This is a genomic window from Myxococcus llanfairpwllgwyngyllgogerychwyrndrobwllllantysiliogogogochensis, from assembly GCF_006636215.1.
Classification (GTDB): Bacteria; Myxococcota; Myxococcia; order Myxococcales; family Myxococcaceae; genus Myxococcus; species Myxococcus llanfairpwllgwyngyllgogerychwyrndrobwllllantysiliogogogochensis.
Genome location: NZ_VIFM01000266.1, coordinates 1 through 15147, shown reverse-complemented (window position 1 = coordinate 15147; position 15147 = coordinate 1). Strand labels below are relative to the sequence as shown.

General features: G+C 70.1%; 11 protein-coding genes and 1 pseudogene. 3 read left to right on the top strand and 9 right to left on the bottom strand.

Annotated features, from left to right (window positions below):
• Positions 1 to 157 precede the first annotated feature (157 nt).
• The gene (locus FJV41_RS40255; protein ID WP_141647929.1) at positions 158 to 1237 is read left to right on the top strand and encodes a hypothetical protein; all 1080 of its coding nucleotides are present in this window, start codon (positions 158 to 160) and stop codon (positions 1235 to 1237) included.
• Positions 1238 to 2730: 1493 nt separating this feature from the next.
• Here the strand turns inward: FJV41_RS40255 and FJV41_RS54235 are convergent.
• The 5 genes and pseudogenes from FJV41_RS54235 to FJV41_RS40230 all read right to left on the bottom strand — a co-directional run.
• Positions 2731 to 2979 (bottom strand): annotated as a pseudogene (locus FJV41_RS54235) (TIGR02266 family protein); the annotation flags it as partial.
• Complete coding sequence (locus FJV41_RS40245; RefSeq protein ID WP_141647928.1) at positions 2976 to 3641, bottom strand: hypothetical protein; 666 nt, start codon at positions 3639 to 3641, stop codon at positions 2976 to 2978. The pseudogene FJV41_RS54235 and the gene FJV41_RS40245, both read right to left, overlap by 4 nt.
• A complete protein-coding gene (alaS, locus tag FJV41_RS40240; protein ID WP_141647927.1) occupies positions 3638 to 6334 on the bottom strand; it encodes an alanine--tRNA ligase in 2697 nt (898 codons plus the stop codon). The genes FJV41_RS40245 and alaS overlap by 4 nt, the downstream gene beginning before the upstream one ends.
• Before the next feature lie 164 nt (positions 6335 to 6498).
• Positions 6499 to 6939, bottom strand: coding sequence for an acetyltransferase (locus FJV41_RS40235; RefSeq protein WP_141647926.1), 441 nt, complete (start codon positions 6937 to 6939; stop codon positions 6499 to 6501).
• Positions 6940 to 7231: 292 nt separating this feature from the next.
• Positions 7232 to 8029: a hypothetical protein gene (locus FJV41_RS40230; RefSeq protein WP_141647925.1), complete on the bottom strand. Its 798-nt coding sequence runs from the start codon at positions 8027 to 8029 to the stop codon at positions 7232 to 7234.
• Positions 8030 to 8187: 158 nt separating this feature from the next.
• Here FJV41_RS40230 and FJV41_RS40225 point away from each other — a divergent pair, with 158 nt between their 5' ends.
• Both FJV41_RS40225 and FJV41_RS40220 read left to right on the top strand, forming a co-directional pair.
• On the top strand, positions 8188 to 8937 hold the full coding sequence (locus tag FJV41_RS40225; RefSeq protein WP_141647924.1) for a HEAT repeat domain-containing protein: 750 nt from the start codon (positions 8188 to 8190) through the stop codon (positions 8935 to 8937).
• Positions 8934 to 9674, top strand: coding sequence for a sensor histidine kinase (locus FJV41_RS40220; RefSeq protein WP_141647923.1), 741 nt, complete (start codon positions 8934 to 8936; stop codon positions 9672 to 9674). Before FJV41_RS40225 ends, FJV41_RS40220 begins: the two co-directional genes overlap by 4 nt.
• A gap of 21 nt (positions 9675 to 9695) precedes the next feature.
• Here FJV41_RS40220 and FJV41_RS40215 read toward each other — a convergent pair whose 3' ends face one another.
• The 4 genes from FJV41_RS40215 to FJV41_RS40200 form a co-directional block, all read right to left on the bottom strand.
• Positions 9696 to 10445 carry a Uma2 family endonuclease gene (locus FJV41_RS40215; protein ID WP_246137718.1) on the bottom strand — a complete coding sequence of 250 codons (750 nt, stop codon included), beginning with the start codon at positions 10443 to 10445 and terminating at the stop codon, positions 9696 to 9698.
• 238 nt (positions 10446 to 10683) lie between these two features.
• Positions 10684 to 13629: a helicase C-terminal domain-containing protein gene (locus FJV41_RS40210; RefSeq protein WP_141647921.1), complete on the bottom strand. Its 2946-nt coding sequence runs from the start codon at positions 13627 to 13629 to the stop codon at positions 10684 to 10686.
• A gap of 56 nt (positions 13630 to 13685) precedes the next feature.
• A complete protein-coding gene (locus FJV41_RS40205; RefSeq protein WP_141647920.1) occupies positions 13686 to 14108 on the bottom strand; it encodes a cupredoxin domain-containing protein in 423 nt (140 codons plus the stop codon).
• Between the two features lie 62 nt (positions 14109 to 14170).
• Positions 14171 to 15147: hypothetical protein (locus FJV41_RS40200; protein WP_246137717.1), on the bottom strand; the 977-nt coding region annotated here is incomplete at its 5' end.

Here is a 15147-nt window from a genome sequence, read left to right as displayed (position 1 = left end):
GGCTGGCTCCGCGCGAGCAGGGGCGGGTGTGAGGGCCCCCAGGGCCTGGTCGGTGGAAGCCGTGTTACCGGCTTGAAAGGCCGGTGTCGTGGGGGCTTGCTCGACCGCGGTCGCTGGCTGAGTGGCGGAGGCTGTTGCTTCCGTAGAGGAGGCGGAGTTGCTGGTGCTGGTTCGAGTCTCGGTCGAGCGGAGCGCAGTGGGCTCCGTGGGGCCTTCTGCTGCGTGCTCGGAGCGTGGCGTCGGCGATGCCGCGGAGGTGGAGTCGCTGGCGTTGGCGCGTGCCTCGGTCGCTCCGGGCGCGGTGGACTCCGTAGTGACTTGTGCTGCGTGCTCGGAGCGTAGAGTCGGCGATACCGTGGCGGTGGAGTCGCTGGCGTTGGCGCGTGCCTCGGTCGCCCCGGGTGCGGTGGTCCCCGTAGCGGCTTGTGTTGCGTGCTCGGAGCGTGGCGTCGGCGATGCCGTAGAGGTGGAGTCGCTGGTGCTGGCTCGCGCCTCGGCTGCTCCGAGTGCGCTGCTCGTCGTAGTGACTTGTGCTGCGTGCTCGGAGCGCGGCGTCGGTGCGCCTGTCTCTGCTGCGGAGGTGGACTCGCTTGCGTCGGTCGCGCCGTGTGCACCTGGCGTCGAAGAGGGCTGTGCGGCTGGTGTACCCGTGTCGGCGTACGCATTGTCCGCGCTCCGCGCGGCTGGATCCGTGGAGCCCTCTGCGGCTGTGGGCTTCGGAATTTCCGCTGTCGTCTTCGTGTCGGCCAGTGCCTCAGCCGCCCCGTGCACGGCAGGCTCCGTGGACGACCGTGCGGTCAGGATGCCTGCTGGCTCGGTGCGAGCCGGCGGCTCCGTGGAGAAGCGGTCGTCGCTGGACTCGTGCGGCTCGGTGCCTGCCGCAGACGGGGTGACTGCAGGCCTGGTGCGAGCCGACGGCTCCGTGGAGGAGCGGTCGTCCCTGGTGGCGGGCGGCTCCGTGTCTGCCGCGGGCGGGGTGACGGATGGCGCAGTGGGGGTCGGAGGCTCCGTGGCGGAGCCGTCGTTCCTGGTCGCGGGCGGCCTGGTGTCCGCCGCAGACGGCGTGACTGCTGGCTCAGTGCGACCTGGGAAATCCGTGGAGGACCGGGCCGCTGTGGTGGCGAACGACTCAGCACGTGCCGAGGTGTCTTGCGCTGTCTCCGACGCCGCGTTCTCGATGCGCGACAGTGCCGCTGCCGTGGACTCAATGTCGGTGCCGACGTTGGTCTGGGTGTGAGCAGTGGAGACAGGGACAGTCGTGTCGTTCGGCGACTCGGTACGTGCCCGCAGGTTCGTGGACACGGCTGCCTCGATGGCAACCTTGGCCTCGTCATGCGAAGCGAGCGACCGAGTTGAGCTCTCTTCCGGGGCGGCTGATTCAGTGCCGCTGGAGCTGGCCGTGATGCCCCACGGGTCTATGTCGCTCGTGGGCTCGATGGGCGACGTGGGTGTCGCCTCGACGCGAGAAGACGCCGCAACTGCGTGAGTCGGTGCCGCAGAGGTCCTCGCCCGCTCGAAGCGTTTGTCGTCGGCGCCCTGGGGGCTGGAGGACGAAGGCTGCTCCTCGGTGTCCGGAGCCAGTCCGGTGGCCGCGTCGAGAGAGGGAGGGGCAGTCACCTCGGAGGGACTTGCCTCCCATGCTGGGACCTCCGGCGTTCCGAACCAGGGCACCTCGGACGACGTGTCCTCGGTGGTATCGGGAGTTCCCGCGCCGGAGCGATTCAAGAAGGCTTCGGGTGCGACGTTCGCGGAGGTCCCCGATTCGAAGCTCGAGCCCGCTTCCATCTCGTCAATCGACGAGGTCGCGAAGTTCGAGGGCTGTTCCTCGGCGCCGGCTCCGGAGGCCGCGTTCCTTGTGCCTGGGTCGTGCTCCTGGACGAAAGCGTCGGACGCAGGGGCCGCGCCGAACGTGGGTGCGCTCACCGCGCTCGTTGCTGATTCCGAGGAAGAGAAAAGGTCGCGGGGCGCCTGGGCTGTCCCTGCGTCCAGGATGCGTTCGTCCGTTGCTGGCGCCTGTGCGGGCTGCTCCGTCGACCCCGCGCCCTGCTCACTTCCTGTCGAGGGCTCATCCTCATCGGGATCAAACAAGCTCGCGGTGATGTCGAAGTCGAGTTCGCGATCTTCGTCAGCGGCGAGAGAGGTGGCTTCGGAGGATGTGGATGCCGTGGTCGAGGCACTCTCCGTCCACGAGGACGATGCCTGCTCGGTCGTGTTCCCGAATCCTGGAGATGTGTCGGCGGCGCTCGCGTTGAACGAAGCCGCATCCGACGGCTCACCCTTGCCATGGTGTGGCACTGGCGGTTCCGCTTCGGGTGACTGGTGAGGAGTGGTGTCCTCGACGTGCCGCGCGGTATCGCCGGTGTGTGGGCTCAGGGCCTCGCTGGACGTCCCGGCTTCATTGCTCGCCGGAGCGAAGTGGCCGCCGTGCGGAGTCTCCGGGGTGTTGTCGCTCTCGGTGGCGAAGGAGCTGCCTTGAGCAGCCTCGGTGGCGAAGAAACCGCGCGGTCCGGTCTCAGGAGCAGCAGGAGGACTCTCCGCCTCGCCGCGCTCATCCTGGGAGGCCGCTAACTGCGCCGGCGGCTCGGGTGGGCGGACTGGAACCGGCTTGGGTGCCTGCGTCTTGCGAACCAGTCCGGGGACGGTCTGCTGCGGCTCGGGTGCGGCCCGACGCGCGACCACGCGGTCGACGAGCGCCTTGCTCGCGGCGTCCAGTTTCACGAAGCGCACCGTCATCCCAGCGCGCCCGCCGCCTGCGTCCACCTGCGACTTCACCACCACGCCTTCGCCGCGCAGCAGTCGGGTGCCATCCGCGAGGACGAACTCGAACGCCAGCCCGGTGCCCTCGGGCTTCAGGGCACGCGTGGCGACGAACACGCCTCCGCGCGCCACGTTCGAGCCGTACTTGTCGACGAACTCCTCCTCCGTGCTGTACGGGAGGCGGATGCGCAGCGGAAGCAGCTTGGACACAAGCCCGCTCATCGCAGGGGGATCCGCACCTCTCCCCCCGTCCCTTGCATGATCAGGTGCAGGGCACCTTCCCGCAGGGCCGGCGGGGGGAGCTCGAACAGGAGGATGATGTCGGCGCGCTCTTCAGGGGCCCAGGTGCGGCGCAGCGGCCGCGTTCCCGCGAGCACCTGCGCGTCCCGGGCCAGCACATACGACGCGCCTTGCGCGTCCACGACCGTGACTGACTCCAGGTCCAGCGTCACGGGCTTCGGGCCCACGTTCTGGGTGACGAACTGCACGCGGAGGAACAGCTCCTCCGTCGTCACGCTCATCTTCCCCGAGCCCTTCGCCGAGTGAGAGGACTCCAGCCCGGTGAGCTTCACCGCCACCGAGTCCACATGCACCGTGGCGTTGCCCTCGGGCATGCCCAACTGTCGGGGCGCTGCCTCTTCCAGTCCCGCGGCGAGTCCCGCGAGCTGGGCGTTCGGCGCGCCCCGGGTGGCCTCGGGTCCATGGGCCTGGCGACCCCCCTGGTTCACCCGGTCCACTTCCTGCCGCAGCTTCTGGAGCGTGCGCTCATCCGCCGTGCCCAGGGCCTCGGACGAGGGCTCCTCCTTCGTGCAGCCCCCGATGAGGAGGGCCGCAGCCAGGAGGCGCGCCACCGGCGCCAGCACGAGAGAGGCGCGAGCGCTCACGCGTTGCCCGCTCCCTTCACCAGTTCGTACAGCTTCTCCAGAGCCGCGGGCAGCTTCGACGCGTCGGGGCCGCCAGCCTGCGCCATGTCGGCCTTGCCGCCGCCCTTGCCGCCGACTTCCTTGGCCATCTCTCGCACGAGGTCCCCCGCGCTGATGCCCTTGGCCACCACGTCCTTCGTCAGCGCGACGAGGATGATGGCGCGGCCGTCCTTTTCGCCGCCAATGGCGATGACGCCGGAGCGCATGCGGTCGCGAAGCTGGTCCGCCATGCCGCGGAACACCTTGTCGTCCGCCGGGTCCACTCGCGTGGCGAGCACCTTCATGCCGTTGACGTCGCGCGCCTGCTCCAGCAGGTCCTTGCTGCCCGCCGTATTCGCCTTCACGGCCACTTCCTCGACCTTGCGCTCGAGCTCCTTCACGCGCTTCTGCGCCGCTTCCACGCGCTTGACCACGTCCTTGGGGGACGTCTTCAAGAGCTCGGCCGCCTTGCGCAGCTCGTGCTCCTGCTCGCGCACGTGCTGGAGCGCGCCCACGCCCGTGAGCGCGATGATGCGGCGCACGCCGGACGCCACGCCGCTCTCGCTGGAGAGCTTGAACAGGCCGATGTCGCCGCTGCGCCGCACATGCGTGCCGCCGCACAGCTCGGTGGACTCCGGATGCACGGTGACGACGCGCACCGTCTCGCCGTACTTCTCGCCGAACATGGCCACCGCGCCGGACTTCTTCGCGTCCTCGAGCGCCATGACGCGCGTCTCGGCCGCGGCGTTGTCGCGAATCCAGCCGTTGACCAGGTCCTCGACCTTCTCCGCCTGCTCGGCCGTGACGGGCCCGAAGTGCGAGAAGTCGAAGCGCAGGAAGTCCGGCGCCACGACGGAGCCCGCCTGCTTCACGTGCTCGCCCAGCACCAGCTTGAGCGCCTTGTGCAGCAGGTGTGTCGCGGAGTGGTTCGAACGGATGGCCTTGCGGCGCTCCACGTCCACCGCGGTCTGCACCATGTCGCCGACCTTGAAGGTGCCCTCGGTGACTTCCACGGAGTGGACGATGAGGCCCGGCACGGGGCGCTGCGCGTCCTTCACCTGCGCCACCGCCTTGCCGCCGTGGCCCACGATGTTGCCGCTGTCGCCGAGCTGACCGCCGGACTCGCCGTAGAAGGGCGTCCGGTCCAGCACCAGCTCCACCTTGTCGCCCTGGGACGCCTGGACCACTTCCACGCCGTCGCGAATCATCGCGCGGATGCTGCCCTCGCCCTCGTGGCCCTCGCCCTCGTAGCCGAGGAACTCGGTGGTCCCGAGCTTCTCCACGAGCTTCAGGTAGACGTCGCCGACGGCCTTGTCCTTGTTGAGCTCGCCGCCCTTGCCGCGCTCGGCCTCCTTCACCAACTCCGCGTCGAAGCCGGGGATGTCCGCGTCGAGCCCGTGCTCACGGAGGATGATCTGCGTCAGGTCCCACGGGAAGCCGTAGGTGCCGTGGAGCAGGAAGACGTCCGCGCCGGACATCAGCGTCTCGCCCGCCTTCTTCATCCGGGTGACGTTCTCCTCAATCATCTTCATGCCGCGGCTGAGCGTGCGCCGGAAGCTTTCCTCCTCGTGCTCGGAGACCTTGAGCAGGAAGGGACGGCTCTCGCGCAGCTCGGGGTACGCGTCACCCATCACCTCGATGACGCGGTCGACGACCTTGAAGAAGAAGAGCTGGTCCAGCCCCAGCAGCGTGCCGTGGCGGATCGCGCGGCGCATGATGCGGCGCAGGACGTAGCCCCGGCCCTCATTGGAGGGCTGCACGCCGTCCGCGATGAGGAACGCCGCCGCGCGGCCGTGGTCCGCGATGACGCGGTGGGAGGCGCCCGTCTCCTGCGAATACGGCTTGCCGGAGACCTCGACGACCTTCGCGATGATGTTCTGGAACAGGTCCGTGTCGTAGTTGGAGCGCTTGCCCTGCACGACGGAGGCGATGCGCTCCAGGCCCGCGCCCGTGTCGATGGACGGCTTGGGCAGCGGAATCAGCGGCGCGTCCTTCTCCTTGCGCTCGAACTGCATGAACACGAGGTTCCAGATTTCGAGCCACCGGTCGCAGTCGCACGCGACGCCCTGACACTTGCGGCCCGCCGCTTCCTCGACACAGGGGATGTCGTCACCCTGGTGATAGTGGATTTCGGAGCAGGGACCGCACGGGCCCGTCTCGCCCATGGACCAGAAGTTGTCCTTCTTGCCGAGCTTGTAGATGCGGTCGCGAGACACGCCCTGCTGCGCCCAAAGCTCGAACGCTTCCTCGTCCCAGGGGATGCCATCCTCGCCGTTGAACACGGTGATGGACAGCCGCGCCTTGTCGAGTCCGAGCGTCTTCGTCACGAACTCCCAGCCGTACGCAATCGCGTCCGCCTTGAAGTAGTCGCCGAAGGAGAAGTTGCCGAGCATCTCGAAGAACGTGTGGTGCCGGGCCGTGTAGCCCACGTTGTCGAGGTCGTTGTGCTTGCCACCGGCGCGCACGCACTTCTGCGACGTGGTGGCGCGGCTGTAGTCGCGCCGCTCGCGGCCGGTGAAGACATCCTTGAACTGGACCATGCCCGCGTTGGTGAACAGCAGGGTCGGGTCGTTCGCCGGCACCAGTGAGGAGGAGGGGACGCGGCGGTGTCCACGCTCCTCGAAGAACTTGAGGAACGCCTCGCGAATCTCGGAGGCGGTCAGGGCGGAAGGCATGGTGTGGGTATATGCCACAAGAGGAGGCCGCGCAGGAGTTCTTGGAGGTTGCATGAGGGGGAGGACGGCCCGGGAGGGGGGACTCCGACAGCCCTGGCACGCCTGGACGGCAGGTGGGGTGGGGGGCGGGAAACACGGCGCCACGCCCGCGTGGGGTCCGCCCCTCAGTGTCCGTTCGCGGCCTTCTGCTTCACCACCCGGGCGGGGGCTCCCGCCACCACGGCCATGGGGGGCACATCCGAGATGACCAGGGCTCCTGCGCCAATCACCGCGCCGTCTCCCACCGTCACCGGGCCGATGATCTGCGCGCCCACGCCCACATAGACGTTGCGGCCGATGCGGGGGACTCCCGCCTCGCCGCGCCTCGGCTCCACGCTGACGTTCTGGGAGAGGAAGCTGCCTTCGCCCACTTCCACCCCCGGCGCCACCACCACGCCCACGCCGCCGTAACCCAGCCCCACGGAGGCGTGCAGGCGCGCGTCGATGTCCACATGGCAGTGCAACAGCCGGTCACCCACGGCGGCCACCATGCTCGGAAGCACGGGCACGCCCAGGCTCTTCAGCCGCCTCGCGGCCCGGTAGAAGGTCAGCGCGTCCGGGCCCATGCCCCACCCCGCGCCACCCCCCAGCGACCGGACGGCGTCTCAGCCAGGAGGCGGTCCTCGCCCACGCTCGCCATCCCGAGGAGGGAGGTGGGGGGAGACAGGGAAGCCGTCCAGGGTGAAGGGCGCGTCGTGGCCATCGCTCCGCGCCAATCTAGGGGACCTCCTGGCTCGGGCCAGCCGCTCGTTCGAGAGGCCCTGGGGAGCGTCCGCCAGCGAACCTCCGACGGTCCGCGCTGGCCCTGGAGTGCCACCGGGCGGACACTCGGCTCGGTGGCTCATGGGGGCGCGTGCTTCAGGAGGCCGCGCTCTCGCGCAGCCGCTTCAGGGCCTCCTCGACGTACTGGACGCCCTTGGGCGTGATGGCCTTCCCCTTCTTGGTGTCCTGCGCGTAGCCGGCGTGCAGACGCAGCGCCTTCGCGGCGTTGGGGGCGGCGTAGGTGACGCCCAGCTCGCCCCAGAAGCGGGACGTCGTCCCCGACGTCACTTCCAGGTCCAGCTCCACCGCCCGGGCCAGGTACAGCGGAATCAGCGAGCGCACGAGCTGATCCTTCAGCTTGCCCGCGGAGCGCAGCTCCTCGTGACGGGGGTGTGCGCGGAGCGCTTCCATCAGTTGGCCCACGGCCTGACCCGTGTCCGCCGAGGACGCCGCCTGGGACGCGGGAGCCGCCTCGCGCTTCTTCGCGCGGGCCTTGCTCCGGGCCGGGCTCTTGCCCGACTTCGTGACGGAGGCCTTGGCGGCGGCGGGCTTCGCGGACTTCACGGCCCGGGTCTTCTTCGCCACCTTCGGGGCACGAGGCGCCGGTGGCTCGGCGGCGACGGCTTCGGCGGGAGGACCGTCCACCTCGGAGATGGGGCGCGGGCGCGGTGTGCGCTCGACGCGCGTGGACTCTGGCGCGCTGGGAGGCGCGGCGGCCACGGGGGCAGGGGACGGCGAGTTCCGCCGATCCACGTGACGGGGTGCGGAATGGTCGGCACCGTTGCGGGAAGGGGCCTGCGGGCGCGCATAGCCCAGGCGCGAACGCACCTCTTCCACCACGCCGCTCAACCCCACTTGCTGCAGCAGACCTTCCAACCGGGAAGCGAATGACACCGGGCATGCCCTCCTGGACGTGCGCACGTTACCCCAGGATGGCCCCAGGTCGGATCCACCCTGCCTACGCAAGCAGGGAAGGTGGGTGTGCGTGGACCGGGCATCCTGCAACTGTTCGTCACCGGGCAGACGGCGCTACACTCTCCGTCGTCCCCGCCATGCGGCTGCCTGCCCTCCCCCTCCTCGTGTTGCTCGTCGTGCCCGGTGTGACCCTCGCCCAGGGGGACACCCGCCTTGCGTTCCTCGGGCGCCAGCTCACGCAGGGCAAGGACCCCCGTTCGCGCTCCCAGGCGGCCCTGGTTCTGGGGGCCACCGAGGATCCAGAGGCCGTGACGCCCCTGTGTGGCGGCCTGAAGGACCCGAGCGAGCTGGTGCGCGCGGCCGTCGCGAAGTCCCTGGCGAAGCTGCAGGAGTCCTCCGCGCTGCCCTGCCTGGAGGCCCACAAGGCGGAGGCGGACGCGACGGTGCAGGCTGCCGTGCGCGAGGCGGTGAGCGCGCTGAAGGAGTACCAGGCACGACCTCCGCGCTTCTACGTCTCGCTGGAGGGGATGAAGGACCTCACGCGCGCGTTGCCGGCCGAGCTGGTGAAGGCCACCGAGGCGCGGTTGCGCTCGCGGCTGATTCGCCGGGGCGCGCTGCTCGCGCCGGCCAAGGAGTCCAAGGCGGCGGCGAAGGGGGCGCTGAAGAAGCTGGGCCTGCATGGCTATCGCATCACCCCGGAGGTCCATGCGATGGAGGGAGGCGGGTTGCGGGTGGCCATCGTCTGCCTGAGCTACCCGGACCTGTCCCTGCTGGGGCAGGTGGATGTGAAGGCCGCGGGCGCGCAGCCGGCGGACCTCCTCAAGGCGCTGGTGCCGCGCGCGGTGGAGGAAGCAGCGGAAACCTTCGAGTGGAGCAACGAGACATGACGACGAGCACGACGGCGCACGCGGCGGCCCCGAAGCGGCGCTGGCGTAACTTCCTCCTGGATACGAGCTTCCAGCTCAAGCTGACCGCGTACATGGTTGGAGTGACGGTGGTGCTGTCGGCCCTGCTGGGCGTGTTCCTGGTGCGCTCCGCCTGGGCGCTGATGCGGGAGACGGCGACAGCGGTGGAGGCCCGCTCCCGGGCCGCCGAGGTCAGCCGGGAGTTGTCCGGCGCCACGCTGTCCAACGAACTGCTCGCGCGGATGGACGACCCGACGTTCGAGGCCACCTTCCGGGAGAAGGCGCAAGGCATCGACGCGGCCTACGAGGCGGAGCGGGCCGCCATCGTCGAGCAACGCGCGGAGTTGGAGTGGCGTCAGCGCGCGACGTGGTGGGTGCTGGGGGCCTTCCTGGTGGGCTTCATCGCCGTGGTGGCGATGGGCACCATCGTCGTGACGCACCGGGTGGCCGGGCCGCTGCTGCGCATCCGGCGCATGGTGGGCGACGTGTACGAGGGCAAGCTGCGCCCGCCGCAGTACGGCCTGCGCGACGGCGACGAACTGCGGGAATTGTTCGACGCGACGCGGAGCATGATGCAGAAGCTGCGGGACCAGAGCGAAGAGGATGCTCGGGTGCTGGCGAAGGCGCTGGAGACGGCGGAGCGCTCCGGCGTGCCGGGCGAGTCGCTCGATGAGCTGCGTGCGCTGGAGTCCCGCTTCCGCGCGCGCCTGGAAGCCTGAGTCCCGCGCAGCCGTCCCCGGTCAGTGCTTCCGGGGACGCAGCTTGCGGAGCTCGGCTTTCATCTTCGCCATTTGTTCCTCGGCGTCCTTGAGGGCCAATTCCAGCTTACGTCGCTGCCGGATCTCCGCCTGCCGACGTCGACGGGCCTCCGCTTGTCGGCGCAGCCGGGCCTTCTCCATCCGGGCCTTGAGCTGGTCAATCATCTCGGTGGACTCGAGCAACAGCGTCTCACCGGCCCAGAGGAACATCTTGTCGCCACGGACCTCGAACTCGAGCCCCAGCACCTTCGAGGTGAACCGTCCCTGCTTCGACCGAAGGGGGACATAGGTCCTGTCCTTGGCGGACTTCAGCCGGAACCCCTCCAGTCGCTCCCGGCCCGCGTCGTAGATGAAGTATTCGCGGATGCCGAGCCGGGCGTTCCGCTCCACGTTGACCACGGCGTCTTTCTTCCGGTTGCCACCCGAGTGAACCTCCATCACCCAGTCCAGGCCCTTGCCCTCATGGCTCACCAGCCACTTCTCACGAGGGTGTGGCTCGACGTCGAACACCACCAGCAGGTCCGGCGCGAAGCGGCGCTCCCCGGGGTAATACACGGGCAGCTCCGAGCCGACGTAGGCCTTGCGCCGCCGATGACGGAAGTGATGCCTGAGCACATCGAGCACCCGGTGCTTCGCGTCTTGATGCAAATCCCCCTCGGGCGGCGACATCTCCCGGTACGTCACCTCCGCTGGCAGTGACTCCACCACCTGCGCCCTCTCCTCGGGCCCCATCGCGTCCCACGCCTCCTGGGTGGGCGCCCGAGGGAAGGCGTCACCACGAACTCTGTCCGCGTGCCGTCCCATGCTTCAAAGCGTGGAGTTGGCAGCCTCGCGCGTCAATGCCCGAGGCGGATGAGCAATGCGTGGGCCATGCACAATCGCGCGCGCTCTGAAGCAGGAATCAAGCAATGCGAGTGAACCGTGTTCCAGGACTCCGTGAAGGAGTCCACGGGAGCGGACTTGTGAAGCTTCACGGTGGCGAGGCCACGTCCACGGTGAGCCCTGTCTGCTTGAGCACGGCGTGGATGCGCAGGCGCGCCTGGGCCCACGGAAGCGCCTCCACGCGATAGCCCTCAAGCGCTTCCATGAGGTGCGCGCGGTAGCTCGGGTGGCCCGGGTCCGCGACGATGACGACACCTCGGTCCGTGGTGGAGCGGATGAGTCGACCCACGCCCTGGCGCAGGAGCAGTAGCGCGCGCGGAAGTCGGTACTGGAGGAAGCCCTGGTACTCGCCACCGGAGCGGGCCAGCGGCTCCTCACGCGCGGCCACCAACGGACGCAGCGCGGGTTCCAGCGGGAGCTTGTCGATGAAGACGCAGCCGACGCCCCGGCCTGGGATATCCACGCCCTGCCAGAAGCTCTTCGTGCCCAGCAGCACCGTGCCCGTGTCGCGCTCCTGCCGAGCCGCCAGAGAGCGACTGTGTCCGCGCGACTGCCGCAGCACTTCGATGCCCAGCGGCTCCAGTCGGCTCCGCGCTTCCGCGCCCACGCGCTCCATGCGCCGCGTGGAGGCGAACAGGCCCAGCAGCCGTCCACCCATCGTCTGCGCGAGGCCCGAAATCCGCGTCGCGGCCCACTCGACAAACGGGTCCTCGTGCGCGCGCGGCGCATCGGTGACGAGCACCACCAGCGCCTGCTCGTGGAGCTGAAAGGGAGACGGCGCGCGCAACAGCCGGGGGGCAGGGCGGTCTCCGCGTCCATCCAGCCCCAGCCGCTTCAACACGAAGGGCGTTCCCGAGCCGTGGCTCGTGGGACCCAACGTGGCCGAGGTCAGCACCAGCGCGCGCTTGTTCGCCGCGAAGTCACGCGACACATGGAACGACACGTCCACAGGCTGCGCGCCCACGTTCCATCGCTGCCGCCGAGGCTCGGCTGTCGCGGAGTAGCACCGTCCCGCCGCCGCTTCGCCCGAGAGCTCCTGCGCCAGCGTCGCCAGTTCGCCCAGCTCCGTGGTGGCACCGGACAGCTCGCGCTCCAGCGCGGGCATCCGCGCGGCGAGCTCCGGCAGGGCCTCCAGCACCCGCACCGCGAGCAGCGTGTGCAGCGCCTGCAGCGCGCCGCGCACCAGCTCCAGGCCGTCACGCACCGGCTCCCACGTGGGCAGCGCGCGCACCGCCTCCGTCACGCGCAGCTCCGGCGCATACGCGCCCTCGTCGGGGTCTTCTCCCGCGGTGGTCGCCGAGGGCTCGCACAGCTCCGTCACCCGCGAGCCCAGGTCCCGCGCCTCGTCCATCAGCCGGCGCAGCGCGTCCTCCACCTGGCCCATCAGCGCGCGCGACTCCTCGCGACGCGACGCGGAGAGGGCCCGGCGCAGCTCCGCGAAGAGGCCGTGGCGTCCATCGCGTCCATGCAGTCGCTCGGTGAGCCGCTGGAAGGCCAGGTCCGACAGCTCCACGGTGAGGGCCGTGGTGGCCACGTCCTCCACCTCGTGGGCCTCGTCGAGGACCAGATGCTCCAGCTTCGGGTAGCGCGCCGGCCACGCGAAGGCGAGGGACTGGTTGATGACCAGCACATCCGCCTCGCGCGCCTGGGCCACCGCCGAGTGGTAGAAACACCGGTGGTAGTGCGGGCACTTCTCGCCGAGCGTCGTCGCGGCCTCGGAGCGCACCGCGGGCGTCAGGCCCATCAGGACGGGGAAGCGCTCGCGGAACCAGTGGCTCAGCCGGTCCATGTCGCCATCCACACTGCGGCGCAGGTACGCGCGCAGGTAGGCGCGAGGCGCGCGAGCCGAGTGCCCCATGCCCGGCTCCACGCGCGTGGCCTCCAGCGCGCGGCGTCGGCACAGGTAGTTCGACTGTCCCTTGAGCAGCGCGTAGCCGAAGGTGCCGCCCATCGCCTTGTGCAGTCGAGGCAGGTCCTTCTCCAGCAACTGGTCCTGGAGCGTCTTCGTGTGCGGGGCCACGCCCACCTTGCGCCCGTTGCGCGCGGCGAAGAGGGCCGCGGGCGCCAGGTACGCGAGCGACTTGCCCGTGCCTGTGCCCGCCTCCACCGCCACCTGCTCACCGTCCGACAGCGCGCGCGCCACCGCATGCGCCATCTCGAGCTGCGCGGGCCGACTCCGGAAGCCTTCCTCCATCCGCTCCAGCGCGCCTCCAGCGCCCAGCACCGCCGTCACCTCGTCGGCCCGCACAGGCAGCACCGGCGCGTCGGTCTCGGGCTCGGGCAGCGAGGGGACACCGGCCGCTCGCCGTCGCTCGGGCTTCCCGCGAAGGAAGCCTTGCGTCTCCAGCGCCAGCGACGCGGGCGCGGCGCGACAGGCGTCGCTCAGTCGCGACAGCAGCTCCAGCAGCGGCCACTCCTCGTAGTCGAACGCGCCGCCGTCCGTCTCTGGAGGCCCCAGCCGCCGCGCGGCCCGAGGGTCCAGCGTGGCCAGCAGGTCGGAGACGTCCTCGCCCCGGCCCTCGCGCACGAAGCGGTCCATCGTCTGCACGAGCACGGCGTGCACCGCTTCGCAGTCGGACAGCGCGCGGTGCGGCTGGCGGATGCCCAGCCCGGCCCAGCGCAGCAGCGACTCCAGCGAGTGGCTGGTCAGCTCCGGGTGCAGGTAGTGCATCAACTCGCACGAGTCGAGCACCGGCGCGCGGATGGGACCCAGCAGGTCCGGCAGGAAGCCCTTCTCGAACGGCGCGTTGTGCGCCACCACCGTCCAGCCCGTGAGCCGACTTCGCAGCTCCTCGATGTCAGTCCCGAAGCGAGGCCGACCCGCCAGGTCCGCGTCCGTCAGGCCCGTCAGCCGTCGGATGGTGAGAGGCAGGGGTCGCGACGCCGAGTACAACCGCGCGAAGCGGTCCACCTCGCGTCCGTTCTCGAAGAAGAGACACCCCAGCTCGATGATTTCGTCGGCACGTGGATCCAACCCCGTGGTTTCGAGGTCGAGGAAGACATGCCGCGTGAAAAGCTCCGCCGCGCCGCCCATGCAGGGCCGGGAGACTAACGCTTCCCGGCGCGGTGCCCAGATTTCAGCCTACGTCTTCAGTCCACCAGGAAAACGCCGGAAATCATCTTCCCCATGGCACACCCGTAGACGAGTTTTCCGGACTCCTTGGGTGTGAAGGAGATGTCCACCGGCTGGTTGAGCGGCAGCGGCGTGTTGATGTCGTAGCCGTCCATCACCACTTCGGTGGCGCACGTCTGGTCCGTCTTGCGCGTCACCACCAGCTTCACCGGCTCGCCCTTCTTGAGCGTCACGGGGCTGGGCTCGTAGCCCTTCTCCGTCACCGTCAGCTCCACCACGCGCACGCCGTTCTCCCTCTTCTCGGGAACGGTGGGCGCCGAGGGGGCCGCTTCGGCGGCGGGCGTGTCCTTGGTGCATCCCTGCTGCGTGGCGCCCACCATGGCGGCCGTCGCGGCGAGCGCGAGCCAGGGCTTGATGATGCGGGAGATGAAGGGGCGCATGGGGTGCCTCGAACGAAGGACTGGCGAAGGTGAAAGGGGCGGCGCCCCCGACGTCAGGGCCCTCAGGCCTCGTCGACGGGAGCGCTCGCGGGACCCGGCTCGAACCGGAGCAGGGCGTGGAGCGGGACGAAGACCTCGTGGCCCGGCTCACCCAGGAGCAGGTCGAACCGGCCCACGTGCATCAGCGGGAGCTGAAGCGTGATGCCGTTGCGCAGCACCAGCTTCACCGTCTCGCCCAGGTGGTCCAGGAACGCGCGCGGGTCCGAGTACGGACGCTTGTCCGGCTGACGCGCCACCGTGGAAGGCTTCTGCGTCAGCTTGGCGTCACGCTCCAGTCCAGGCAAGAGCCGTTCCCACTCCGCGCGACGCGCCAGCAGCACCACCTGCAGCTTCTCCAGCCGCCCGGTGCGCTCCAGCGTGAAGGCGATGGGCTCCTCCGCGACGAGCGTGTCCAGCAGCGAGCGCTCCGCCAGGACGACGGAGACCTCCACCTTGCCGGCGATGAGGCCGCCGAGCAGCTCCGCCACCACGGCGTTGTCGACCTCGCCGCGCGCCTGCTTGATGGCCGCCTTGCGCTGGGTGCGCTCCTTGCGCGCCATGAACTCCGCCACCGTCATGCCGCTCTGGAGCACGCCGAAGGCATCCCCCAACGACAAGCTCGGCGTCTGGCCCATCAGCTCGTAGACCTGGTCGAAGCGCTTCGCCTCTTCGGCGTGCAGCTTGCGCCAGATGCGGGCCTTCATCTTCCCTTCCAGCTCCCCCTTGGCGATGCGCGCGGGCACATGCTCGCGCTGCGCCAGCGCGAGGATCTGCTCGGGCGTGGGCGGAGGCCGAGGCGTCGAGGAGCGGAAGCCCCCCGGCCGACCACCGAAGCCGCCCGGACGCGCGCCGGGTCCCCCGGGGCCTCCGGGTGCTCTCGGCGCCAGTGGACGGGCCCCTGGCGTCACGCTCGCCGGACGCGGCGAGGGTGCGGGTGCCGCGCCGGTGGGCCGGGGAGTGGGCAAGGGGGCGGCGGTCGTCGGCGCCGTCGCCGCGGGAG